The sequence below is a fragment of the Peribacillus saganii genome (assembly GCF_003429095.1).
Classification (GTDB): domain Bacteria; phylum Bacillota; class Bacilli; order Bacillales; family DSM-1321; genus Peribacillus; species Peribacillus saganii.
In genome coordinates, this window is sequence record NZ_QVTE01000016.1 from 16351 (window position 1) to 40842 (window position 24492).

Consider the following 24492-nt stretch of genomic DNA (forward strand, 5'->3'; position numbering starts at 1 on the left):
TTGGTCACAAGCATGCTAAGAAAATCCCTATCCTATATACCAATGGGAGAAAAAACGATCATTATTAAATTTGAAGATATATTGTCACCGAAAGTAAATAAGTGCGTTCGCTCTTTGTCCCAAATAATAACCGAAAGAAATATAGAGGGAATTGAAAGGCTTATTCCAGCTTTTAATAGTTTGGCTGTCTGTTATAACCCTATAATAATTAAATTTAACAAATTAGTTGAGCAGCTAAAAGAATTAGAAGACTCAATTAATGATGAAAGAGATATTAAAGGCAACAAGATATTTATACCGGTAGTCTTTGGTGGAGACTACGGGCCAGATTTAGAGGAAGTGGCGGAACGAACCAATTTAAGTTCAAGAGATGTAGTTGGAATTATACAATCAAAACCATATCTTGTCTACATGGTAGGTTTTATAGCCGGTTTCCCTTACTGTGGAGATTTGGATGAGCGTCTTATATTGCCACGTCGCTCTAATCCTAGAATAAAAATTCCGAAAGGCAGTATTGCCATTGCAAATGAACAAATAGGACTTTATACCATATCATCGCCTGGAGGATGGCATATTGTTGGTTGGTCGCCCATGGAAACTTTTAACCCTCATCACGAGCCCCCGAGTATTATTAACGCAGGAGATAACGTTCAACTTGTACAAATTAATTCAGAAGAAGCAGATTCATGGAACGAACAAAGACAAAGAGAGTGGGATCTGAAATGGAATTCGCAAAGATAGAAAAGGCGGGTGTACTGACGACTGTCCAAGATCTAGGCCGTCATTCTTATCAGGTATTTGGTGTATCAGCATGTGGGGGTATGGATACTCTGGCCTTGCGTCTTGCAAATATTTTAGTGGGAAACAACGAAGGGGATGCAGTACTAGAAGCCACTATAATAGGTCCGCATATAACATTCCTTCGAGAAGGAGTAATCGCCATCACAGGTGGGAGCTTTTCGGTGTACCTTAATGGAAAGCCAGTTCCGATGTGGAAGTCATTACTTGTAACTGAGGGAGATGAACTAACTTTTGACAGCTGTAAATATGGCTGCAGAGCGTATATTGCATTTGCTGGCGGCATTGATGTTCCGATGGTTATGGGCAGTCGCTCTACTTTTATACGAGGAAACTACGGAGGATTTGAAGGCAGGGCACTAAAGAAGGGCGACCTTATTCAGATTGGACACTCTCGCTTTGATTATAGACGTGTTTCTGGAAGGAAATTCAAGTCAGGTGATGTTCCAGATTATAAAACAGCACGGCCAGTGCGAATTGTTCTTGGTCCTCATAATAATAAGTTTACAAATGAGGCAATTCAAACCCTTGTTTCTAATCATTATAATGTCTCTAATAACTCGGATCGCATGGGATACAGGTTAGAAGGAAAGCCGCTACAGCACGTTAATAAGGCTGATATCATTTCGGAATTTATTACACCAGGTGTAATACAGGTACCGGCAAATGGTCAACCGATTGTACATATGTCAGATGCCGGTACTTCGGGAGGATACACGGTTGTAGGTGTCATAATTAGCGTTGATCTTCCATATATGGCTCAAAAAAAGCCGGGTGATCAGATCGAATTTGAAGTAATTGGGGTTGAAGAGGCACAAAAATTGTTGTCTAAACAAGAACAATTACTCTCTGAATTGCAACTGGCAAACCTGGCAATGCCATCTAGGTAGCGTAGTATTCTCGTGAAGAGATTTTGACATCAAAGTTGGCGCAATTCACATTTATCATAGCAATAAAAAGAAGGGTGAATGGTAGATATGTATATAAAATCCCAGCGTGTTGCAAATATTCCTCCATACTTATTTAGCGAGATAAATAGAAAAAAACAGGAATTAATAGAGCAAGGGGTAGATGTGATTGATCTTGGCATCGGCTGTCCAGACCTCCCTACTCCAGCGCACATTATAGAGCGCCTACTGGAGGAAATGAAGGACCCAAACAACTTTAAATACTCAGGTTATAGTGGTTGTCAAGAATTCCGAGAAGCTGTAGCAAAATTCTACAAAAAACAATTCAATGTAGATTTGGATCCAGAGACAGAAATTCTTACACTAATTGGATCTAAAGAAGGAATTGCTCATTTTATATCTGCATCCATTGATCCCGGTGATTTTGTATTACTTCCAGACCCCGGATATCCTACATATCGGACAGCAACTTTTCTAGCAAATGGTTTTCCTTACAGCATGCCGTTACTTAGAGGAAATCAGTACTTGCCGGACTTCTCAATAATTCCTTCACACATAAAAGAAAAAGCAAAAATAATGTTTTTAAATTATCCAAGTAATCCGACAGCAGCTGTTGCAGGACATGAATTTTTCCAAGAAGCTGTCGACTTTTCTCGTGAAAATCAAATTACAATTGCACACGATGCAGCATACCAAATGGTTACATTTGATGGATATCAGTCTCCGAGTATTTTACAGGCAGAGGGGGCAAGGGAAGTCGCTGTTGAATTCGGCTCTCTTTCCAAAACGTATTCAATGACAGGATGGAGAATCGGATATGCAGTTGGAAATAGGGACGCCCTGAAATCATTATCAGTTGTAAAAAGTAATGTAGACACCAGTCAATTTATTCCGATTCAAAAAGCAGCGGCCACCGCACTAACGGATGATCAAACTTGCATAGCGGAATACAATGAAATATATAAGCAACGAAGAAAATGGATGCTTAAAGCGCTTCAAGAATTGGGCATTGAAGCGGATAGTCCAAAAGGAAGCTTTTTTATTTGGGCAACGGTACCAAAAGTATTTTCATCTAGTGAATTTGTAAAAAATGTTCTAGAAAAGACAGGTGTAATCGTAACACCCGGCACAGCTTTTGGGGAATACGGAGAAGGATACTTTAGAATCTCATTGTCTGTACCAACTGAACGTTTGCAGCAAGCGATTGATCGAATTAGGTCAAAGCTGGTACTTTCTGTTTAATATGTTCTAAATTATTAAAAATAAAAAAAGTGAGGGATAAAAATAATGAAGCAGAGGCTGAACGGTGCTAACGCGATTGTAGAGTGTATGAAACTAGAGGGTGTTGAGTATGTTTTCTGTGTTCCAGGTGAAAGCTACTTACCTCTGATGGATAGCATCTATGAAACAGATTGTATGGAGTTAATTTCTAACCGCCATGAAGGCGGGGCTGCTTTTATGGCCGAAGGTTACGGTAAAGCTACTCGAAAACCGGGTGTAGTCATGGCAACGCGGGCAGTAGGCGGGGCTAACCTAGCTATTGGTGTTCATACAGCTTACCAGGATTCAACACCAATGGTTGTTTTTTTGGGGCAGGTACATAGTGAATTTCGTGGCCGGGAAGGTTTCCAAGAAGTAGACCTCGATCGATTCTTTGGACATATTGCTAAATGGACCGTAGAAATTACTGATGTTGGACGAATACCCGAACTTGTTCAGAGGGCATTTCGAATCGCAAAAAGTGGTCGGCCAGGTCCTGTTGTTATTTCCCTTCCTGAGGATGTTCTCATTGAAGAAGCAGACATGTGTTTTGGACCGGTTTCTCATGCTCCGGCTCCACGCCCTAGTGTTCAAGAAATTTCATTTGTACAGGAGCTGCTTGAACAAGCAAAACGACCTGTTATTCTAGCTGGCGGCGGTGTTATTGCGTCTAATGGTGAACAGGCTTTACTTGCGCTAGCTGAGAAGTTTAAGATTCCTGTTCTGTCATCATTTCGTCGCCATGATGTATTTCCGAATGATCATACTCTTTATACTGGGCATTGCGGGCTTGGGACATTTCCCTCTATTCTTGATACTCTTCGTATGGCGGACCTTATCCTTGCCGTCGGTACACGTCTTTCAGAAGTAACAACCCAGGATTACAGCATTATTAAACCGGAACAGACACTCATTCATATCGATATAAGCGAGGATACACTAGGTAAAGTTTTTAGTCCGCAAGTTGGAATTATTTCGGACGCTAAAGCAGCACTGGAAGAATTGCTTACTATGAAGATAGATCACAGCTGGAGTACATGGGCAAATGAACGTCATGCAGCCTATAAACATGCTGGTGATAACGTTGCTGTTGAAAAAGAACATTCAATCGACAATCGAGAAATTATACGAATGCTAGAGAGCATGCTTCCAAAAGAATCGATAATAACAAACGATGCCGGTAATTTTGCAAGTTGGCTGCATAATTTTTATTCCTTTACAAGTCCCAAAACATATATCGGCCCGACATCTGGTGCAATGGGATATGGATTGCCTTCCGCAATCGGTGCAAAACTTGCTAATCCAAAAAAAACAGTTGTTTCCTTATCAGGCGACGGCGGGTTTATGATGACAGTTCAAGAAATAGAAACTGCTGTCCGGTACAATATCCCAGTGATTGCTCTTGTATTTAATAATAGTATGTATGGAACCATTCGAATGCATCAAGAAAAAAATTACCCTGAGCGCGTGATTGGCACTAAGTTAAGTCACACAAACTTCTCTATGCTCGGCAGTGCCTTAGGAGCGAAGAATTTTCGTGTAACAACGAATGAAGAATTTAGAAATGCACTTGAACAAGCACTAAACGAGGGGGAAGTGACAATTATTGAGATCATAACTAACCCTGAGCGGATTTCTGTACAAGAAACAATTACTTCTATTCGCCAAAAAGCATTGAATCATGCCTGACATCCCTGAGCGTTGGGCAAGCAATAAAAAATCAGGAAAGTTAGGTGAATGGCGGATTTTTCAGTAATTAATAGAAAAAAGGCCTCTCTCAAATTGGTGTTTATAGACTTTGAGGAAGCTTCTCTAAAATTTTGATATTTTGATTATTTATCCATTCAACTAATTTCAAAAACAGTGTATCGGATTGCTTGCAGTATGGTTAGCAGAATTTGTCTTTCTGGATTTAAAAATAATTGAATATTCAGTTAAGGAGGGTTTGTTTAATTGGGTGATATTAAATTAAAAACTTCCATTCCTGGTCCGCGATCCACTGAACTACTGAAGCAACGTGAAGAAGCTATCGCTCGAGGAATCTCCACAGCTTTACCAATTGTGACTAAGAAAGCATCAGGTGCTCTTTTAACGGATATTGATGATAACTGCTTCATTGACATGGCTGCAGGTATAGGAAGCTTAAATGTTGGACATTCACCGGAGAAAGTAGTAGGGGCAATTAGAGAACAATTAAATAATTTCATAAACCCTATTTTCAATGTCACCATGCATGAACCATACATACGCCTAGCACAAACATTGAACAATCTGATACCTGGGGATTTTCCTAAGAAAACAGTTCTTTTTAATAGTGGAGCAGAAGCTGTTGAAAATGCCGTGAAAATTGCACGGCGATATACTGGACGTCGGGCAATCATATCCTTCGAGCGCGGATTTCATGGTAGATCATTGTTGGCCATGACATTAACAAGTAAGGTTAAAGGAATAAAAAGTGGGTTTGGGCCACTAGCTACAGATGTGTACCGATTACCATATCCATATTACTATCGTGATCAACGCACTGATAAAGAACTTTTAGAGAACTTTCAAACCTTGTTTCAATATTCTGTTGATCCTAATGATGTTGCGGCTGTGATATTGGAGCCGGTTCAAGGTGATGGGGGAATTATTGCTCCGTCTGTAGAGTTTGTTCAAGGCGTTAAAGAAATTTGCTCAAATTACGGGATTCTTCTCATTGCAGATGAGGTACAAACTGGGTTTGGCCGAACAGGTAAATGGTTTGGAATGGAACATTTTCATATTTATCCGGACATTACCGTTATTTCGAAATCAATTGCGGCTGGAATCCCCTTATCTGCGGTAACTGGAAGGTCCGAAATCGTTAATTATCCAGAGGTAACAGAACTTGGAGGAACGTTAGGCGGCAACCCTCTTGGTTGTGTAGCGGCATTAAAGGTGATTGAGATGATAGAAAATGAAAAATTATTAGAACGTGCCAACTTTATTGGAGAACAGATTAAGTCTCAATTGAATTTCCCATCGAAATTTCTTGGTGATGTTCGCGGATTGGGTGCAATGGTTGGGATGGAATTCGTCAAAGATAAAAAGAAAAAGGAACCAAATGGATCATTCGCAGCAAGAGTTTCCCGGGGCTGTCATGAAAGAGGCGTAATAACTTTTACAGCGGGTGCACATGGAAATGTCATACGTTTGCTGCCACCACTTGTAATCACTAATAATCAACTAATGGAAGCATTGGACGTTATTGTTGATGTCATTCAACTTACTGAAAAAAGTGACGTTAATTGAATCAATTGTTTAGAAATAACCCTTGGTTAAAGGAAATCAATAACGAGAAAATCGCAGGAGGTTATTTATGTCAGTCATTCGTGTTGGGATTGATATTGGAGGAACATTTACAGATATAGTGTTTATTGATGAAGAAGGAAACAGGATGTTTGGTAAAACGTTGACCACCTATCCTGATCCATCTGAAGGATTTCTCAAAGGCTTGAATGAAAATCTTTTGAAGTATGGCTTTACATATAGTGACATAAAGACCATTATCCATGGTACCACACTAGTAGTTAACGCTTTAATTGAGCGAAAAGGCGTTAAGACGGCATTTATCACAACAAACGGCTTTCGTGATCAATTAGAAATTGGTAATGAAAATCGGTATGACCTGTACGATCTTTTTATAGAAAAGCCAACGCCATTGGTACCAAGAAGCTTAAGATTTACTGTGGAGGAAAGGATTCTGGCTAATGGTGAGATTCTACAATCTTTGAAGGAAAGTGAAGCAGCGGAAATTTTTAAAGAATTGCAGGCACAAAATGTTGAAGCCGTAGCTGTATGCTTAATTCATGCATATAAAAATTCAGTTCACGAAAAGAGAATTTTGGAAATCGCACAGGAAGTGGCACCTAATATCCGAGTTTCACTATCTTCCGAGGTCTCTCCAGAGATCAGGGAATACCAAAGGGCCTCAACAACAATTGCTAATGTTTATGTACAGCCGCTTGTGGAGAATTATCTAACCAAATTGGAAAAAGAACTTAAAAATCAAGGATTTAATGGCCAATTCCATATGATGCTTTCAGGTGGGGGAACCTGTACGATTGAAACGGCTTGTCGTTTTCCTATCCGCATATTAGAGTCGGGACCAGTGGGTGGAACAATCGCTGGGGCGTATTATAGTAAGCTATGCGATATTTCCAATCTGTTGGTTTTTGATATGGGAGGAACAACAGCTAAAGCCAGTTTAGTAGACAACGGTGAACCAATTATCACAAACGAATTTGAAGTGGGGCGTGAAAACCGTTTTAAGAAGGGAAGCGGCATTCCAGTAAAAGTTCCTGTGGTGGAAATGATTGAAATCGGTGCAGGCGGCGGAAGTATCGCCCATATTAATCGATTGAATCTTTTAAAAATAGGACCGAGAAGTGCAAGTTCCGATCCCGGCCCAGCTTGTTACGGAAAAGGCGGGAAATTGCCAACCGTTACAGATGCTGATTTGGTGTTGGGTTACCTAAATCCTGACTTTTTCTTAGGCGGTGACATGCGATTAGATGCTGATGCTGCATATAAAGCAATTGAAGAACATGTCGCAAAACCACTAGGCCTGGATGTAGTGGAGGCAGCATGGGGCATCCACCATATAGTTAATGAAAATATGGCTGGTGCAGCTAGAATTCACGCCGTTGAAAAAGGTAAGGATATTCGTAATTATCCGCTGTTTGCTACAGGAGGGGCTGGCCCTGTTCATGTTTGCAACATGGCAAATATCCTTGATGTATCTACAATTATTTCCCCTGTCGGCGCGGGAGTTTGTTCTGCATTTGGATTTCTGTCTTCACCACTTGCATTTGATTTTGTTCGAAGCTATCCGGGTCAACTAGATCAATTGAATCTACAGAAAATTACAGACCTTTTAATGGAAATGGAAAAAGATGGAGAATCACTTCTTGCCCAGTCAGGTATAAGTTCCGACGACATAACAGTAATCCGCAAATGTGAAATGAGATATGTTGGTCAATCTTATGAAATAGGCGTTCCTATTCCAAATGGCCCGTTAAATGAAGATTCAATCCAAATGATTCTAAGCAATTTTAAACACCAATATAAGAAACTGTACGTAGAGGCTAGCGAAACTGTACCGATTGAAACCGTTAATTGGCGTGTAGTCGTCCAAGGGCCAACTCCTGAACTTTCATTAAACTTTAATTCTGATGGAAGTTCTATTAACCCGGAACCTAAAGGTAAACGGAAGGTTTATTTTGACCAATATTCCGACTATATACCAACCCCCGTTTACGATCGTACCAAATTGAGCCCAGGGGCCATTGTTTCCGGGCCTGCAATTATTGAAGAGCGAGAATCGACAATGGTTGTGACCCCAAACTTCTCTTTGACTGTCGATCCATTCTCTAACTTAATCTTAAATTCAAAGGGTGGTAGAGTAAATGATAAAAACGTCAAAAAAAGCCAATATGTTTGATTCCGTTCAGGTGGAAGTTTTGTGGAATCGACTTATTACCAACTTGGAAGAACAGGCTAAAACATTGATTAGAACGTCATTCTCAAACCTTCTTTCAGATGCTGAAGATTTATCCTGCGGGTTATTTGACAGCAAGGGAAATATGATTGCTCAAGCCAATACAGGTACACCCGGTCACATTAATACAATGGCACTAGGTATCCGTCATTTTTTAGAACATATCCCCTCACAGTCTTTACATCCTGGTGACGTTTTGATTAGTAACAACCCTTATGAAATTTCCGGACATCTTCTAGACGTCACAATAGTAACCCCCATATTTTACAATGATAATCTAATTGGCTATTTTGCATCCGTATGTCATGTCCCAGACATAGGAGGACGGGGTTACAGTGCTGAAGGTGAAAGTATATATGAAGAAGGTCTGTATATTCCCTATATGAAATACTATAGTGCTGGGCAGTTAAACGAAAGCCTGCAATCCATCATTGAAGCTAATGTCAGGTCACCATACGAAGTTCTAGGAGACCTGCGAGCTCAGGTTATTGCTCAAGAAGTTGCGATTAAAAACTTAATAGAAACTCTTAATGAATTTGGTTTAACAGAAATTGATGCCCTTGGTGATGAAGTTATAAAGAGATCAGAAGCAGCTATGCGGAAAGTTATTTCAGATATTCCGGACGGGGTCTACAAAAATGAAATTTATACTGATGGTGTAGGTGAGCCAATTAAAATAAAATGTTCTGTAACTATCAAAGGTGATGAAATTTCAGTAGATTTTAAGGGAACATCGCCAGCCAGTTTAAAAGGGGTTAATGTTTCTCTTTATTATACTTTGGCTTATGTGACCTACGGTTTAAAAGTAGCTATTGCCCCGGATATTCCAAATAATGAGGGAAGTTTCCGTCCATTAACTGTCACGGCTCCTAAAGGTTGTGTCCTGAATGCTGAACATCCAATGCCCACAGCCGCCCGACATATTATCGGACACTTTGCCCCCGTATGTGCTCTAGGTGCACTGCACCAAGCCATTCCAGACAAAGTAATTGCTGAAGGAGCAACTTCACTCTGGAACATACAGGTATACGGAGAAGATCTAGAAGGTAAGCCATTTTCGTATGTAACATTCAATACAGGTGGGATGGGGGCTAGTCCGATTAAAGATGGTTTGTCTGCAACAGGCTTTCCTTCAGGAGTCAGAGGAACGCCAGTTGAAATTACCGAAATCAGTTCGCCGTTAATAATTTATCATAAAGAGCTTCGTCAAGACTCTGGCGGGAGTGGAAAGTACCGGGGCGGCCTTGGACAAATTATTCGCTTCGGCGTTCGCACCAATAAGCCATGGCGTTTACCTTTCATGTTTGATGGCCTTAATTTTCCCCCACGCGGTTTATCAGGGGGGAAATCCGGAGCAAGAGCAGAGGTCCTATTCAATAATAAAACACCGTTAACATCCAAAGCACTTTATACCCTGCAGCCAGAAGATACCATAACTTTAAAGATTCCAGGTGGAGGCGGTTATGGTAACCCTGAACAACGTGATCCGGAACTAGTTCTTTTAGATGTTATCAATGGTTACATCTCACAAGAAACGGCCAAAACAGATTATGGCATTGTTATTGAATCAACCCCCAAAGGTCTACAGATAGACTGGAGTCAAACCAAAAGAAACTGCTAAAGTCTGTTGTCTAATGATAAATGAAAATGGAGTGAAATAGATGGTTAAAATTCAAGAACTGCGAGAAATAATCCAGTTAGTAAATGAATCTTCTTTTGAAGAATTTCAGTTTGAAATCGAAGAGGCGAAGATGGCAAAGATACTGATAAAAAAAGGAAATTCTTCATTATTAGCTCTTGAGACCGGAAATTCGATTGAAGAACTGCCCAGCAATCGGGTTTCCACACCTGATGAGTCCAATAAGCAAGATGAATCTTTTATATCCGAAAGTAATTTGCCCAAAAACGAAACACCAAATGTACACAAAATTGTGTCACCCATGGTAGGAACATTTTACGCAGCGCCCGAGCCAGATGCCAAAAAGTTTGTGCGGGTAGGGGATGAGGTTGAACCAAATACGGTTGTCTGCATGGTGGAAGCCATGAAATTGTATAACGAGATTGAAGCAGAAGTGAGGGGTGAGATCGTCGAAATTCTTGCTGAAAATGGACAGATGGTAGATTATGGGCAAGCTTTATTTCTGGTTAAACCGGAATAAGGGGGAATAAGAATGTTTAAAAAAGTCCTGATAGCCAATAGAGGAGAAATCGCAGTTCGTGTGATCAGAGCTTGCAGAGAAATGAATATTGCGACTGTTACCGTGTATTCGGAAGCAGATAGTGAAGCGTTGCATGTCAAAATGGCGGACGAAGCTTACTGTATTGGCCCAACTGTTTCAAAAGATAGCTATTTGAATATCGCTAATATAATCAGTGTGGCTAATCTTACCAATGCAGATGCCATACATCCTGGTTATGGATTTCTAGCAGAGAATGCCAATTTTGCACAAGTGTGTACAAGATGCGGAATTACATTTATCGGACCGGACCCTGAGGCCATTAGCAAGATGGGGGATAAAGCGATAGCCCGAGAAACAATGAAACAAGCTGGTGTCCCGACTGTTCCTGGAACAGAGGGTGTAATCGAACATGTGAATGAAGCCGTCAGGGTGGCTAAAGAAATAGGGTATCCTGTTATCGTAAAGGCTACGGCTGGTGGTGGCGGAAAAGGAATGAGAGTTGCCTATGATGAAGAAACATTAAGAAATGCCATCCGTAAGGCACAGAAGGAAGCTGAGACCGCTTTTGGGAATGGCGGTGTATACCTTGAAAAATATCTTGAAGAGCCCCGTCATGTGGAAATCCAGATTATTGCTGATAAACATGGAAATGTGGTTTATCTTGGTGAAAGAGATTGCTCGATTCAACGCCGGCACCAAAAATTGGTGGAAGAGGCACCATCACCAGCTCTTGATCAAGAGTTACGTAACAAGATGGGGGCTGCATCCATAGCGGCAGCTCGCGCGGTTAACTATTACGGTGCTGGGACTGTTGAGTTCCTCTTGGATAAACATGGCCGATACTATTTTATGGAGATGAACACCCGAATACAGGTGGAACATCCGGTGACAGAATGCGTCACGGGGATTGATTTGATCAAAGAACAAATTGCAGTCGCCGTCGGACAGCCTCTCTCTTTTAGTCAAGCTGATGTGAAAATCAACGGCTGGGCTATGGAGTGTCGGATTAACGCCGAAAATCCAGCAAAGAATTTTATGCCATCTCCTGGTACTGTGGATAAATACTTGCCCCCAGGTGGCTTTGGTGTCAGGGTGGATAGTGCAGTGTATGCAGGGTATCAAATTTCACCATTTTATGATTCGATGGTGGCAAAGGTTATTGTCTGGGGAAAAGACCGTAATGAAGTAATCCAGCGTATGAAGAGAGCTTTGGGGGAATTTGTTATTGAAGGCGTAAATACGACTATTCCTTTCCATCTCACATTATTAGAAAATGATTGTTTCCTTAAGGGGGACTTCAACACGAAGTTTTTGGAAAATTCAAACTAGATATTGATAAATGTTTTTTGAAAAAATTAAATGTAATGAGATGGAGGTAAGTATGAGAAAAATCGATTTGAATTGTGATATGGGAGAAAGTTTTGGAGTATACAAACTAGGTATCGATGAGGAAGTAATCAAACTGATCACATCAGCAAATATTGCTTGTGGATTTCATGCAGGGGATCCAAATGTAATGGATCGAACGGTGGCGATGGCCAAGGAGTATGGAGTAGGTATAGGTGTTCACATGGGCTTCCCCGATTTATTGGGATTTGGACGAAGAGAAATGGATATAAGTAGCGAAGACTTAATCAATTATTGTATTTATCAAATGGGCGCATTACAAGCATTTTGTGATAAGCACGGTGTAGAGATACAACATATAAAACCACATGGAAGCTTGGGCAATATGTGCGTTGTGAACCGTAGAGTCGCCAATGCAGTGGTAGATTCAATACGACTGGTTCTCCCGGATACAAAATTGTTTGTAATACCAAGCGGAGAAATTCATAAAGCAGCGGTTGAGAATGGGCTTTCCGTCGTACTTGAAGTTTTTGCGGACCGTGCCTATACAAAGGAAGGAAATCTAGTGTCACGTAAAATACCTGGTGCAGTAATCAAAGATTCGGCGGAAGCAGCGGAACATGTAATGCGAATGGTTGTTGAAAACAAAATAAAAACGATCGATGGAGAGCTAATTGATATAGAGGCACAAAGTGTCTGTGTTCATGGTGATACACCGGGCGCATTAGAAGTCATCCGGCAAGTAAGAGCCAAATTAGAACACGCGGGTGTAGAAATTGGTCCAGTTGGTCGTTGGCATAAAACAGAATTGAAGTTACATGATCGATAAAAGCTTTAAGGCCTTTAAATAACATGAGGAGGTTCAAGTAATGAATGGCTCAATTTTGTCTGTTGTTGCCTTTGTTGTTATTGGTATCATGCCAATTATCATTTCATTAACTCTTAATAGAAATGCAGAGGACTAATTTTTAAAGGGGGTAAAGTTTATGGAGATAAATTTTATATACCTATCGATTCTCATTATTTTATTCCTCGCAATAATAGGAGTTGGAATATGGGCAAATAGGAGGGTTAAAGGTACAGAGGATTATGCAGTTGCAGGCAGGCAGTTGGGTCTATTTTTATCTTTAGGTACATTTGTGGCAACATTTATTTCAGCTGTTTCAATCATAGGAGGAGTAGGTTACGCTTCTAATTATGGTTGGTCTTTCCTTTTATTTCAAGGAATCGGTGTTCAAGTAGGGATTATAATCTTAGTACTCTTAGCCAAAAAAGTCCATGATTCTAATTGTAAGACAATTCCTGAGTATTTATTTCATAATTACAACTCTCGCCTTTTACAAGTTTTCTCTGCATTTACCATAATTATTGCATACACCGTCACATTAGTATCCCAACTTTATGCAGTTGGGATACTAGTCAGAACTATCGTAGGAATTCCGGAATATTTAGCTGTATTAATTGTTGGGATAGTATTTCTATCTTATTCAGTAATGGGCGGTTTAACAGCAATTGCCCGTACGGATACTATCCAAGCCATTATTATAGCAATTGGTCTTAGCCTTGCGGTAATTTTTATGTTAACCAAAGTTCCATTACATGCATTTTTTGCAGGCCCGTTCAATACGCCTCTACAGGGAAACACCGCTACAATAAGCCAGTTAATTGCTTGGTCGATGGTTTGGGGATTAGGGGTTGCTGTACAGCCTTACTATTTACAAAGAATGTTTTCCAGTAAAAATAGACAGGTTGCTAGATTAATGTTTGGCTATGGAGCTATTTGTTTGCTGTTCACTTATTTGGCTATCACAATCATTGGAATTGGTGCATTTTATTTGGCTCCAGAAAATATTGGTGATCAGGCATTCCCGTATTTGGCAAAAAGCGTTTTTCCTCCAGTGTTAGGTGTCGTAGTAATGGCCGCTTTAATCGGAGGAATATTATCTACAGTAGACTCAATTTTAAATATAGTCGGTGTATATTATGTGAACGATATCCACGAAGTCGTTTCTCGGAATAAATTGACTGATCAAAAGAAACTCTTTGCTTCTCGAATAGCAACTCTCGCGTTTGGAGTTATATGCATAATAACCACTGTTGTCATGACATTTAAAAAAATATCGTTTATTGTGTTATTTGCTGCCTATGCATGGGGGATTATAGGTTCAACGTTATTTGTACCTATCGTCATCGCCGTTCTTAAAAAGAAAAAGAGCCCTGCCGCAGGTGCATTTAGTAGTATTTTTGGTTTCGTCGGAGCTGTTGCTGGAAAACTATTCAATACCTTTAAAATTACTTCTATTCATGAGATCTATTGGGGAATCGGCCTATCCATTATTGGATTCTTTTTAGGCTACTTGCTATCCAAAAAACAAGCAGGACCTGACCAAAAAATGAATAATGTCCATGCCGCTAAATAACTTCAGAAATTTAATTTTGAATCAAAATAAAAAGATTGAACCTTAGTTTTTTGAAAAACTCATGAAAAATACTATACTATACTACTCATTTTGCTTGAATTTAATATATTTTAAGAGAAAAGGAGATGTTTAACATGAATTTTGCTAATCTTAGTCCACTTGAAGCGAGGAGTTTAATCCGCGAGGATAAAATGACACGGCCTACTGCTGGGGTTGCTAGTGGATTTGTCCAGGCAAATCTAGTCATTTTAAAAAAAGATTTGGCTTTTGAATTTCTCTTATTTTGCCAGCGAAACCCGAAACCGTGTCCAATATTGGATGTTACCGAAATTGGATCTCCTATCCCAAAACTGGTCGCACCAAATGCAGATATCCGTACAGACATTGGTAAATATTGCATCTATCGAGAAGGAATCTTAGTTGGTGAAGTAAGCGATATCATCAATTATTGGGAAGAGGACATGGTAGCTTTTCTCATTGGGTGCAGTTATACATTCGAAAGTGCTCTCTTGAAGAACGGAATACCACTTCGCCATCACGAGTTGGACTCGAATGTATCTGTGTATAAAACCAATATTGCATGCATTCCTGCAGGGAGATTTGCTGGTCCAACTGTCGTAAGTATGCGGCCTGTTCCTAATAAACATCTTGTTCGGGCCGTTCAAGTCACAACCAATTTCCCAAGCACTCATGGAGCTCCAATTCATATTGGAAGCCCTGAGCACATTGGTATCAAGGATATCAATAAACCAGATTTTGGAGATATATTACCTATTCGTGAAGATGAAACACCTGTATTTTGGGCGTGTGGGGTAACACCTCAAGCTGTTGCTATGCAAATGAAACCAGAAATCATGATCACCCATTCTACCGGATATATGTTTATCACTGATGTAAATGAAGAACAATTGACCATACTATAAGGGTATATCTCGGGGTACCTTTTTAAGATAAGTATAGATCTTTGCTCAGTGGGGCATCGGAAGGAATCCTTCCAATAAGTTGAGAGTTAATAAAGTGGAACGGGAGTATTAAATTCGTGGTGGTTGTCATGATTAACTCCGATTGTACAGGGGGGAAAAATGGTAGGTCCCGCCTTTACTGTCAAATACGTACCGATTGGAGAGCATAAAGGAACCGTTGGCGATTACATCGACGATTGTAAAGCAGGCGACGTTATTGTTCTAAATAACGCCGGACGTACAACCTGCCCGGTCTGGGGGGATATCCTGACCTATGTGGCTACAGCTAAGGGAATTACGGGTACCGTTATTGACGGGGTTTGTCGTGATGTCGACGGAAGTAGGGAACTAGGATACCCCATGTTAAGTCGGTGGCATAACATGGTTACCGGAAAGGATCGAGTGATGGTCCAATCGGTAAACGAAACGGTCGCAATATCGGATATTCAGGTGCGTCCAGGAGACCTTATCGTGGGCGATGAATCGGGTGTATTGGTAATCCCTCGTAACCGGGCGGATGAGGTTTTGGCCTTCGCAAAAGAAATAGATGCTACTGAACGTCTAATATTCAATAAAGTAAAAAATGGAGTACATGGGGAGAGGCTCGCAAAAAGCACCGTTACCATGAACTACAAAGAAGCAATGAGTAAAGCTATAAAAAAGAATCCCCAGTTGTTTAATGAACAGTTGGGGATTCTTTTGCACTTATCACAGAACTAAGACAAGCTTCTAATAATTTTATGTTTTCTATAGCGCCTGCTCTTGGATATCGTGGAATTTTAACTTGTTCGTTTTGGTGGAGGATCTGTTAATTTACAAGTAGAAATTGGCCTGTATTTTTAAATATATACTGGCTATTGATAGGGCTATCCATAATTTGAACAAAAGCTGAGTTGTAACAAACATATTGTATGAGGGTCCCTTTTGCCTAACCACTGTTCATGCCACCCGAATGATCTATTTAGATAAGCAAGGGCTACTTTCCGCACACTGAATGTGATAAATCAATTAACATGTTATGTGCGGAATGCCATATAATCCTTGTTGCAGTAGATGTGTTTTCTAAGTCTCATATTCGTGGGTAAGATCATCCTTTGTACCGGTAGGGGCTGAAAGTTTTGAAAAGAATATATTTAAATTCGTTATATCTTTTTTATACAATAAGCTAATAAATAAATCCAACTGAATATCGACATGCAGTTTTGAAAAATAACCATACTTTAATAATAGATTTTTTGTATTTTGCCATAATGATAAAAGAGCGGGATTATTCATCTTCTTGCCAAGAACTTCAATCTGAAAACAAAATCCATTCCAGAAATCCTCTTCATCTTCTAATTGGGCGTTCCTATTTTTATATGTATCCGGTTCATTATTAATATGCTTAATGACTATTTTTTCTGAACAGTGTATGAATATCTCAAAGTATTGATTCAGAGTCTCGAATTCTAGACTGCTTCCTAGCTCGTGGCTTGGTATAAGAAAAGAAGGGGGAGAGGAAACAAAAGTACCTTCGCCTTGTTTGGATTCCAGGAATCTCAACAGTTCTAATACCCGTAATCCTTCCCTAATGGAAGACCTGCTGACTTCCAACATACTGCTTAACTCCCTTTCAGTAGGAATTTTTGATCCAACTGGAAGCTTCTCAGATGCAATATAATCACCTATTCTTTTTGCTACCTGTTCAAACATTCTTTGGCTTCTCTTTATCTTATATTCCAGGTCATCCATACAATACCTCCCATATGTTTTTGCCCTGCGTTTCGGGATCTTGTGATTAGCTAAATTTCAATTCGTTGCTCCAAAGCTTCTGTTCATTTTTTTGAAGGTGCTCTAACATTTCCGAGCGGGCAGCGTAAGCATCCTTTGCTTCAATAGCTTCAAGGATCTTTTGATGTTCTTTATGGGTATCTGTTATGTATTGCTGTGACAACATTACGGATTGATTTTTTGTTATTTTGATTGCTTCGAAAAATCTTGTAGAAATGGTATCAAAAATGGATGAAAATATAGAATTGCCTGATGAAATTATGATTATATAATGAAATAAATAATCTTCTTCAATTCCGATACCGCCATTTTCGTTGGCTTTAATTAAATTTAAATGTGCTTCCCGTAACTTGTTAATCTGTTCTTTTGTTGCTCTTTCTGCTGCCAATCCTGCAGCCTCCACTTCAATCACCCTCCGAAACTCTAAAATTTCCCGTAATGCTTGCTCACCCATGATGAGGCGGTTCGCAATATTTTCAACAAATACACTGCCGGTGACTTCTTTTAGTATACTGCCTACCCCAGGCCTCTTCTCAATAATACCTCTAGTAGCCAGGATATTCAGCGCTTCGCGAACAGAAGTTTTACTGACATCAAACAGATCCATAAGTTTATTTTCAGGAGGTAACTTATCTCCAGGCTTAAGATTCTCATTTTGGGTAAATTGAATGATTTGATAAACAATTTCTTCATATAGATTTTTTTTCTTAATGGATTTTAGATCCATAAATTTTATTCTCCTTTTATTAAAGCGGTTTCATCCCGATACAGTTTAAAAATTAAGAAAATTCTATATTTACAAAGATTTGCGGATGGTGTAAAGTGGAAATCAGAAAGGGATTTACTTTGGTCTGACCATTATATCACATATTAAAGAAATTTAATTGATTGGATTTATTTATTTCTTTGAAAAGTTTTCAGATTGATAATATTAAAATATTCACTTTGCCAAGTTCTATTGTGTACATATGGTTAAAAAATGGTCAGACCAAAGACACTGTATGCGCTTAATTTAGCCCTGTTAATGTACTGTAATTTCTGATTGTTTTTAAGAGAAAACGAGAAGGTGATAGGGATAGATTAAAATCTTAAGGAGAAAGTCGCCCTTGCCGTAGCTTTAAGTCAGGGCTTGGGAATGATTAAATCAATCTAATCAAGGACATGAAAGAACATAAAACATGCAAAGGAGAAAGAATAAATGAAAATACATGGACTCTGCACGATTGCGATTACTCCATTTGATAACCAGGGCAATGTGGATACTGAAAGCATTCGCAGTTTAACAGATTTTTATATAAATGCTGGTGTACAAGGGATTACGATACTGGGAATTATGGGTGAGGTAAACAAGCTTTCTGAAGGAGAACGCCAGAAAGTAACAGAAGTATTTATTGAAAGTGTAAACGGCCGGGTTCCGGTGATTGTCGGATGTTCAGCACAGGGTACGAATGTATCCATTGAACTAGCAAAGCAGGCAGAGAGGCTTGGAGCGGCTGCATTGATGATTGCTCCACCAGCTAATATTAAAAATCTGGATGTAGTGTTTGAACATTATCGAATGGTAGCAGAACAAATTTCCATACCGATTGTTGTCCAAGATGAACCTGTAACTACGAACGTCATTATGCCTCCATGGTTTATTGCTAAAATATGCACGGAGATCGAAAATGCGAAATATGTGAAGCTTGAAGAGGCTCCAACAACTATAAAAACCACAAAGATTCTCGAATTAATTAAAGGAGACATAAGCATTTTCGGAGGATTGAATGGCATGTACTTCTTTGAAGAATTAGACCGGGGCTGTTCAGGAATCATGACAGGATTTTCCTACCCGGAAATTTTGGTTGAAACGTATAACTTGTTTACCTCAGGAAAGAGGGATGAAGCGAGAAAGTATTTCTATAAATACCTGCCATTAATACGTTTTGAAGCCCAATTGGGAATGGGAGGAGTTGCGATACGCAAGGAAATTTATAAACAGCGCGGTGCAGTATCTTCAGGCCATACTCGCTTCCCAGGTGCCGGAATTGATGAAAGAACAATTGTAGAATTAAAGGAAATGATCTCCTTTCTAGATTTAAATGAGCAGGTGACGGTATGAAGTTAGTTAAGACTGTACTATCCCAACGAGCCCGGGAAATTGAATCGTCACCGACAATCGCTCTCACGATGAAGGCGAGAGAATTAAGAAAACAAGGCATCGATATATCAATTTTTGGCCAGGGTGAACCTGACTTTACAACACCTGACCACATCATTGAGTCAGCATATAGAGCTATGAAGGGAGGATACACAAAATACAGTCCTGTTCCAGGGTATCCAGAATTGAGAAAAGCAATTTCAGAAAAATTAAAAAGCGAAAATAGTGTTGATTATAGCCCGGAACAAATTGTTGTATCTTCAGGTGCAAAACACTCCATTACAAATGCAATGTACGCCATCCTTGATCCAGGTGATGAAGTGATCATTCCGGTACCGGGCTGGGTCAGCTACTGGGAGCAAGTAAAACTAACAGGAGCTAAGCCAATATTGGTAAAAACGAAAAGCGAACGTGAGTTTAAAATTACTGCTGATGAAATAAGAGCTGTTTTAACAGAAAAGACCAAGCTTTTAATATTAAACAGTCCCGGCAATCCAACAGGATCTGTTTATACAAGGGAAGAGCTAGCAAAAATTGCAGATTTATGCGTAGAGCGGGACCTGTTAGTAATGTCGGATGAAATCTATGAAAAATTAATCTATGACAACGCTGAGCATATCAGTATCGCTAGTTTAAGTGAAGAAATTCAAGCCAGAACAATCATTATTAATGGTTTTTCTAAGGCATACGCCATGACAGGCTGGAGAATGGGCTATGCTGCAGCCCCCCTTGAGATAGCAGATGCAATGAATAAAATTCAAAGCCAGACGACAAGCAATGCTACTTCATTTGTGCAAATCGCCAGTATGGAAGCCTTACAGGGGCCACAAGAGCCAATTGCTGAAATGATAGAGGAGTATGACAAGCGAAGAAAACTAATGGTGCAGCTGCTGCAGGACATCCCGGGGGTCGAGTGTTCAGCTCCCAAAGGCGCATTCTATGTGTTTCTATGCATCCAAGCTCTTATTGGATTGAAATATAATGGTGAACAAATAACAGATGATGAATGTTTGACCGGCCTGTTACTAGAGATAGCTCATATTCAGGTTGTACCAGGCAGCAGCTTTGGTATGCCGGGGTATATCAGATTTTCATACGCTACAGATATGGAAACTATCAAATCGGGGATGGGGAAATTAAAACAATTTGTTACCGATCTTCATCAACAACAAGCCATTTGATAGGTAAATAGAAAGCGGGGGATACTGATTATTACTTTAGACGCAATCAAAGAAGCCCGGGAAGCAATCCGTTCTTTTGTTATAAAGACCCCAATTTTGTCTTACGGGCTTGAAGATGCTGATAATCAAATCTTTTTAAAGGCTGAGCACCTGCAAAAAACGAATTCGTTTAAAATACGCGGAGCAACAAATAAACTTCTTAAAGAAGTTCAGAATGGAGCCATGCATGCTGTTACTGCCTCTTCTGGAAACCACGGTCAAGCAGTAGCTTATAATGCATTTCAGCTTGGGATCAAAGCCACAATTGTTACACCAACAAATGTGGTTTTACCAAAGCTCCAAGCCATTCAAAAGTTCAATGGAAAAATTGAATTATGTGGTACAACATCCGAAGAACGGATAGCGCATGCACAAAGTCTTACTCTGGAAAAGGGAACAGTCTTTGTACATCCGTATGATGATTGGGATATCATAGCAGGGCAAGGAACGATTGGACTTGAAGTTTTGGATCAGGTTTCAGGCCTGGATGCTGTTTATGTGCCAATAGGAGGTGGAGGTTTAATTTCTGGAATTGCAGCAGCTATTAAAGAATCTAATCCTAGAATTAAGGTGATTGGCGCTGAGCCTGAGCTAGCAAATGATACCTTTTTATCCTTGCAGCAGGGGACAAGGAGAAGCATTGGGGAGACAACTACGATAGCAGACGGGCTTCGAACTTCTATTCCTGGAGAGAAAACCTTTCCAATAGTTCAAAAATATGTGGATGAAGTCATATTAGTCAGTGAAAATCAAATACAAGATGCATTTACATGGTCGCTTACTAAAATGAAGCAGCTGATTGAACCTTCTTCTGCAGTTGCCGTGGCAGCTGCCTTAAGGCATCCAAAACGGAAAGAAAAGGTTTTAGCAGTAGTGTCCGGAGGCAATGTTGATCCACAATCAATCTCACAATATTTAAACCTAAGACAAATACAATTCTAAAGGGGAGTTAAGATGCGTTTATCGACTATAAAGAAGGACGGAAATGAGCAGGCTGCTGTTGTTTTTGAAGACAAACTGATACCCATTGCGATAATAAATGAGAAACTTAACAAAGACTGGCCGCAAGATCTATTTCAAATCATTTCAACTGGCCAATTGGAAGCTATCAATGATTGGTATAAGGAAAGCGGAAAAGGGGTGCTGCCTTCATTGGCAGAAGATTCGATTCCAATCGGCCAGGCAGAAATTGGCCCGCTTTATCGGCACCCAAGAAAAATCTGGGGAATTGGGTTAAATTACGTGGAGCATGCTTCCGACTTACATGAAGTGGCTCCAAACACGGAGCCGGCTAGTTTTATGAAACCTGATACTACAATTATAGGCCCAAATGACACGATTGAAATACCCCTACAGTCTGAACGAACCACTGCAGAGGCTGAATTAGGTGTTATCATTGGCAAAAGATGCAAAAACGTTTCAGAAGAAGAAGCTCCTAATATAGTAGCGGGGTATACGACAATCATAGATATGACAGCGGAAGATATCTTGGAAAAGAACCCTCGGTATTTAACGCGCTCAAAAAGTTTTGATACATTTTTCAGCTTTGGACCTCAACTAGTTACTCCTGATGAAATTGATGATGTAAATTCACTGTTTGTATCTACCCTTATTAATGGTCAACTACACCGCAAAAATATCATTTCCAACATGACTTTTAAACCAATGAATCTCGTATCTTTCCATTCGAAGGTAATGACCTTACTGCCCGGCGATATCATATCAACAGGTACTCCTGGGGCTGTTGTAATTCGAAATGGAGATATTGTTTCCTGTCAAATCGATGGATTTGATTCACTTGCAAACCCTGTGAGGGATCTGAAGGAAAAATAAATAAAGCCACTTGAAAAGCAGGGAGAAAAAAATGTTAAGAAATTAAAATTAGAAGAATCACATGCAAAATTGCAATGTGGTTCTTTTTTTATATTGTTTTTGAAATTTCTTTACTAAGCAATTTTTGGTGTAATTAAGGATACAAAGAAACTATAACGATTTGTATCGTTATCTGTCCTTTTTCACAGATCTTATATTGCGATTGCATGTGAAGAATGGATTCGATAGGTAAATAAACGGGAGCACCGTGTAAAGGTATCTTTTATCACAAGGGGCTCATCCTGTTGGATCTTTGTCTTTTATATTATTTAGCGAAAAAAATAAATGACTTGTATCTGTTGAACTTAATTCTGTGATGTTTCTTCTCTGTATTTTTGGTAGTAAAATCTCCTTGATTTTTTCTCTTACCGGTACAATTAGACCCTAAAGTATTCAAGTGTAGATCAACCATTAGCTGCCGTAGTACCACATCCTGTGCATTTAGATAAATTTTGTTGTGGAAAACATGGTACACTAAGAGCGTAAGAGACTACACTTTGTAGAGCAGTGGATCTAACGCCGATCTCTTTCTTCTTTGCAAATTTTTAAGTTTTACTTTCAGGTGGAGGGGATTCATCAAGATGAATAAACAGGAAAGCGGCTATAGATGGGGTGTATTTGGCACCGTGTTATTTGTTTATTTTTTAATTGTTAGCCAAAGAACAGCTCCGGGGCTTATTACAGATCAACTGATGAAAGATTTTCATGTTTCCGCTGCTGCCATAGGTCTTATGACTGGTATTCAATTTTTGTCCTATGCAGGATTACAAATTCCGGTTGGTCTATTGTCTGATCGTTATGGCCCCAATCGATTTCTTATTATTGGAACACTTCTTAATGGTCTGGGAAGCCTCATTTATAGTCTTGCACCGAATGAATATCTTTTGATTTTCTCCCGCTTTTTAGTTGGAATTGGAGATGCAGCCATTTTTGTGAACTTGGTATTAATTTTAAGTCAATGGTTTAAGCCACAGGAATTTATACGATTGTTAGGTCTCGTTTCCATGGTTGCTAGCCTTGGTTCGTTATCAGCTACTGTCCCTTTTTCCATGTGGATTTCATTCGCTGGCTGGAGAATTCCATTCCTTAGCATAGCTATTATTTTAATGGCCTCATCTTATCTTCTATACACCATACTTGTATTGAAACCAAAAAAGCTCTTTAAAGATGATATCAGGGAGAAGGAACCTTCCATTAATGACCGGGAAGGTGTCTGGACAATATTACGCCGCATGTTTTCTAGCCGCCAAGCCTGGGCTACGTTCCTTTGCCACTTTGGAGTGGTCGGCACCTATATCGGATTTATCGGATCGTGGGGAGTACCATATGGAATTCATGTGTTTGGATTGTCTCGTCCAGAGGCCAGTCAGCTCATTATGTATGGACTATTTGGAGCTATCATCGGTGGTCCTTTAATTAGCTGGCTTACAAGCCGTCTGGATTCTATTAAAAAAATCTATACTGTGATTCATTTCATTGTGCTGCTTAGTTGGAGTATCTTATTTTTATCCGGCGTGAAACCGCCATTTATGATGGTAGTCTTTTTGCTATTTATCATAGGTTTTGGCAATGGAGCATGCTCATTGACTTTCGCAGTGGTGAGAAAATCCTTCCCTTTACAACAAGTGGGTGTTGTTTCAGGATTTGCAAATATGGGTGGCTTTTTAAGCGCCGTTTTATTGCCGATCTTTTTCGGGAATATCCTTGATCTTTTTCCGGACCATTCATTAGATGTTGGTTATCATTACGGATTTATCATTCCTGTCCTATTTTCATTGTTGGGATTGTTCGGTGTCATCTTAATCAAAGAGAAAAAAACTGTTTTAAGCACATCTTATTCATTCAATATGGATCGAAAGTTATGAATGTACTAAGGCATTTAAAGTCGTCATTTACATAACTCAACAATGGTGTTATTTTGTGAAACTAGCCAAAACGTTCAATTGTTGTTATCTAAGTTTATTAACGGAAGACGATTTGAAACTATCTTCTTCCCTATCTTACTTGTTTAAGCATTATCCTGCTCATCTCTCAAATGAGACAGATAATACTGTATATAAAAGAAAACGAATAAACGTATCAAAGCGTGATATT

20 protein-coding genes are annotated in these 24492 nt (G+C 39.6%); 18 read left to right on the forward strand and 2 right to left on the reverse strand.

The features are described from left to right. The 13 genes from pxpB to D0469_RS06790 all read left to right on the forward strand — a co-directional run bounded on the left by pxpB (nucleotide 1) and on the right by D0469_RS06790 (nucleotide 16116). Nucleotides 1-741, forward strand: a complete 741-nt coding sequence (gene pxpB / locus D0469_RS06730; RefSeq protein ID WP_117325873.1) for a 5-oxoprolinase subunit PxpB — start codon at nucleotides 1-3, stop codon at nucleotides 739-741. Beyond that, nucleotides 687-1688, forward strand: a complete 1002-nt coding sequence (locus D0469_RS06735; RefSeq protein WP_233522972.1) for a 5-oxoprolinase subunit C family protein — start codon at nucleotides 687-689, stop codon at nucleotides 1686-1688. The genes pxpB and D0469_RS06735 overlap by 55 nt, the downstream gene beginning before the upstream one ends. Nucleotides 1689-1775: 87 nt before the next feature. Then, nucleotides 1776-2948 (forward strand): LL-diaminopimelate aminotransferase, encoded by a 1173-nt coding sequence (locus tag D0469_RS06740; RefSeq protein WP_117326027.1) that lies wholly within the window; start codon nucleotides 1776-1778, stop codon nucleotides 2946-2948. Nucleotides 2949-2993: 45 nt separating this feature from the next. After that, nucleotides 2994-4655, forward strand: a complete 1662-nt coding sequence (locus D0469_RS06745) for a thiamine pyrophosphate-dependent enzyme (protein WP_117325875.1) — start codon at nucleotides 2994-2996, stop codon at nucleotides 4653-4655. A 264-nt stretch (nucleotides 4656-4919) separates the two neighbouring features. Continuing rightward, nucleotides 4920-6239, forward strand: coding sequence for a 4-aminobutyrate--2-oxoglutarate transaminase (gene gabT, locus D0469_RS06750; RefSeq protein WP_117325876.1), 1320 nt, complete (start codon nucleotides 4920-4922; stop codon nucleotides 6237-6239). Nucleotides 6240-6306: 67 nt separating this feature from the next. Beyond that, nucleotides 6307-8430, forward strand: coding sequence for a hydantoinase/oxoprolinase family protein (locus tag D0469_RS06755; protein WP_117325877.1), 2124 nt, complete (start codon nucleotides 6307-6309; stop codon nucleotides 8428-8430). Continuing rightward, complete coding sequence (locus tag D0469_RS06760; RefSeq protein ID WP_117325878.1) at nucleotides 8396-10108, forward strand: hydantoinase B/oxoprolinase family protein; 1713 nt, start codon at nucleotides 8396-8398, stop codon at nucleotides 10106-10108. Before D0469_RS06755 ends, D0469_RS06760 begins: the two co-directional genes overlap by 35 nt. A gap of 40 nt (nucleotides 10109-10148) precedes the next feature. Then, the gene (accB, locus tag D0469_RS06765; RefSeq protein WP_117325879.1) at nucleotides 10149-10646 is read left to right on the forward strand and encodes an acetyl-CoA carboxylase biotin carboxyl carrier protein; all 498 of its coding nucleotides are present in this window, start codon (nucleotides 10149-10151) and stop codon (nucleotides 10644-10646) included. Nucleotides 10647-10658: 12 nt separating this feature from the next. Beyond that, nucleotides 10659-11996 (forward strand): acetyl-CoA carboxylase biotin carboxylase subunit, encoded by a 1338-nt coding sequence (gene accC, locus D0469_RS06770; RefSeq protein ID WP_117325880.1) that lies wholly within the window; start codon nucleotides 10659-10661, stop codon nucleotides 11994-11996. Between the two features lie 52 nt (nucleotides 11997-12048). Then, nucleotides 12049-12843, forward strand: coding sequence for a LamB/YcsF family protein (locus D0469_RS06775; RefSeq protein WP_117325881.1), 795 nt, complete (start codon nucleotides 12049-12051; stop codon nucleotides 12841-12843). 157 nt (nucleotides 12844-13000) lie between these two features. Next, complete coding sequence (locus tag D0469_RS06780) at nucleotides 13001-14434, forward strand: sodium:solute symporter family protein (protein ID WP_117325882.1); 1434 nt, start codon at nucleotides 13001-13003, stop codon at nucleotides 14432-14434. Between the two features lie 134 nt (nucleotides 14435-14568). After that, entirely contained in the window at nucleotides 14569-15357 is a 789-nt protein-coding gene (locus D0469_RS06785; protein ID WP_407675733.1) for a putative hydro-lyase, read from the forward strand. Between the two features lie 141 nt (nucleotides 15358-15498). Next, nucleotides 15499-16116, forward strand: coding sequence for an RraA family protein (locus D0469_RS06790; protein WP_267897293.1), 618 nt, complete (start codon nucleotides 15499-15501; stop codon nucleotides 16114-16116). 342 nt (nucleotides 16117-16458) lie between these two features. Here D0469_RS06790 and D0469_RS06795 read toward each other — a convergent pair whose 3' ends face one another. After that, nucleotides 16459-17127 carry a FadR/GntR family transcriptional regulator gene (locus D0469_RS06795; RefSeq protein WP_117325885.1) on the reverse strand — a complete coding sequence of 223 codons (669 nt, stop codon included), beginning with the start codon at nucleotides 17125-17127 and terminating at the stop codon, nucleotides 16459-16461. A 46-nt stretch (nucleotides 17128-17173) separates the two neighbouring features. Continuing rightward, entirely contained in the window at nucleotides 17174-17893 is a 720-nt protein-coding gene (locus D0469_RS06800) for a FadR/GntR family transcriptional regulator (RefSeq protein WP_117325886.1), read from the reverse strand. Nucleotides 17894-18364: 471 nt separating this feature from the next. Between D0469_RS06800 and D0469_RS06805 the strand changes: the two genes are divergently transcribed. The 5 genes from D0469_RS06805 to D0469_RS06825 all read left to right on the forward strand — a co-directional run bounded on the left by D0469_RS06805 (nucleotide 18365) and on the right by D0469_RS06825 (nucleotide 24263). Then, on the forward strand, nucleotides 18365-19267 hold the full coding sequence (locus tag D0469_RS06805) for a dihydrodipicolinate synthase family protein (protein ID WP_117325887.1): 903 nt from the start codon (nucleotides 18365-18367) through the stop codon (nucleotides 19265-19267). Continuing rightward, the gene (locus D0469_RS06810) at nucleotides 19264-20487 is read left to right on the forward strand and encodes a pyridoxal phosphate-dependent aminotransferase (protein ID WP_117325888.1); all 1224 of its coding nucleotides are present in this window, start codon (nucleotides 19264-19266) and stop codon (nucleotides 20485-20487) included. The genes D0469_RS06805 and D0469_RS06810 overlap by 4 nt, the downstream gene beginning before the upstream one ends. A gap of 81 nt (nucleotides 20488-20568) precedes the next feature. Next, on the forward strand, nucleotides 20569-21468 hold the full coding sequence (locus tag D0469_RS06815; protein ID WP_325048933.1) for a threonine ammonia-lyase: 900 nt from the start codon (nucleotides 20569-20571) through the stop codon (nucleotides 21466-21468). A 12-nt stretch (nucleotides 21469-21480) separates the two neighbouring features. Beyond that, complete coding sequence (locus D0469_RS06820; RefSeq protein WP_117325890.1) at nucleotides 21481-22359, forward strand: fumarylacetoacetate hydrolase family protein; 879 nt, start codon at nucleotides 21481-21483, stop codon at nucleotides 22357-22359. 620 nt (nucleotides 22360-22979) lie between these two features. Next, nucleotides 22980-24263: an MFS transporter gene (locus tag D0469_RS06825; protein ID WP_117325891.1), complete on the forward strand. Its 1284-nt coding sequence runs from the start codon at nucleotides 22980-22982 to the stop codon at nucleotides 24261-24263. The last annotated feature ends 229 nt before the right edge of the window (nucleotides 24264-24492 follow it).